The sequence below is a fragment of the Microcoleus sp. N3A4 genome, assembly GCF_036701805.1.
Classification (GTDB): domain Bacteria; phylum Cyanobacteriota; class Cyanobacteriia; order Cyanobacteriales; family Microcoleaceae; genus Microcoleus.
The window spans coordinates 1-1308 of the sequence record NZ_JAUBRJ010000184.1 but is presented as its reverse complement, the minus strand read 5'-3'; the positions used below and the strand labels follow the sequence as shown (position 1 = coordinate 1308).

The 1308-nt window shown below is 56.0% G+C and carries 1 pseudogene; it reads right to left on the bottom strand.

What is annotated here, in order from left to right:
- Positions 1–1308, bottom strand: a pseudogene (locus QUA56_RS36625) (hypothetical protein); the annotation flags it as partial.

Here is a 1308-nt window from a genome sequence, read left to right as displayed (position 1 = left end):
TTGTCGGTGGCGCTGTAGGTGAAATTGGCTCCCGTAAAGTTGCCTGTCGTTTGTAAAAATAGTTGCTGCAACTGTTCTGGAGTCAGGACTTGACCTGGTGTCAGGGCTACGCCGCCGTTGGCTGGATCTCCTAAAAACAGGACTGCTTGGTCTGCTGGGGGCAGAGTGTCGATCGTGTAAGAGGCGATCGACCCGTCGGGGTCGCTTCCTCCCAATCCCGTGACTAACTGGCTGCCGTTGGGCTCAATGCTGAAGTTAGCATTGTTGGCCAATGGCGGTTGGTTGGGAGTCGGAGTGGGAGTTGGAGTTGTTGTCGGAGTGGGAGTTGGAGTTGTTGTCGGTGTTGGAGTTGGAGTTGTTGTCGGTGTTGGAGTTGGAGTTGTTGTCGGTGTTGGAGTTGGTGTGGGCGCTATCAGTCCAGAAACAGTAGCGGTAGTGGCTGGACTGGTAGCGCCGAAATTGTCGGTGGCGCTGTAGGTGAAATTGGCTCCCGTAAAGTTGCCTGTCGTTTGTAAAAATAGTTGCTGCAACTGTGCTGGAGTCAGGACTTGACCTGGTGTCACGGGTACGCCGCCGTTGGCTGGATCTCCTAAAAACAGGACTGCTTGGTCTGCTGGGGGCAGGGTGTTGATGGTGTAAGAGGCGATCGACCCGTCGGGGTCGCTTCCTCCCAATCCTGTGATTAACTGGCTGCTGTTGGGCCCGAGGCTGGAGTTGGCATTGTTGACCAATGGCGGTTGGTTGTCCGTTGGTGTGGGCGCAACCGGCCGCAAGATAGCCGCCACCGTAGCGACAGCAGGACTGGAGGCGCCGAAATTGTCGGTAGCGCTGTAGGTGAAATTGGCTCCCGTAAAGTTGCCCGTCGTGAAGAAAAATAGTTGCTGCAACTGTGCCGGAGTCAGGACTTGACCTGGTGTCACGGGTACGCCGCCGTTGGCTGGATCTCCTAAAAACAGGACTGCTTGGTCTGCTGGGGGCAGGGTGTTGATGGTGTAAGAGGCGATCGACCCGTCGGGGTCGCTTCCTCCCAATCCTGTGATTAACTGGCTGCTGTTGGGCCCGAGGCTGGAGTTGGCATTGTTGGCAACTGGCGGTTGGTTGTCCGTTGGAAGTATGGCCGCCACAGTAGCGGTAGCGGGACTGGTAGCGCCGAAATTGTCGGTGGCGCTGTAGGTGAAATTGGCTCCCGTAAAGTTGCCTGTCGTTTGTAAAAATAGTTGCTGCAACTGTTCTGGAGTCAGAACTTGACCTGGTGTCACGGGTACGCCGCCGTTGGCTGGATCTCCTAAAAACAGGACTGCTTGGTCT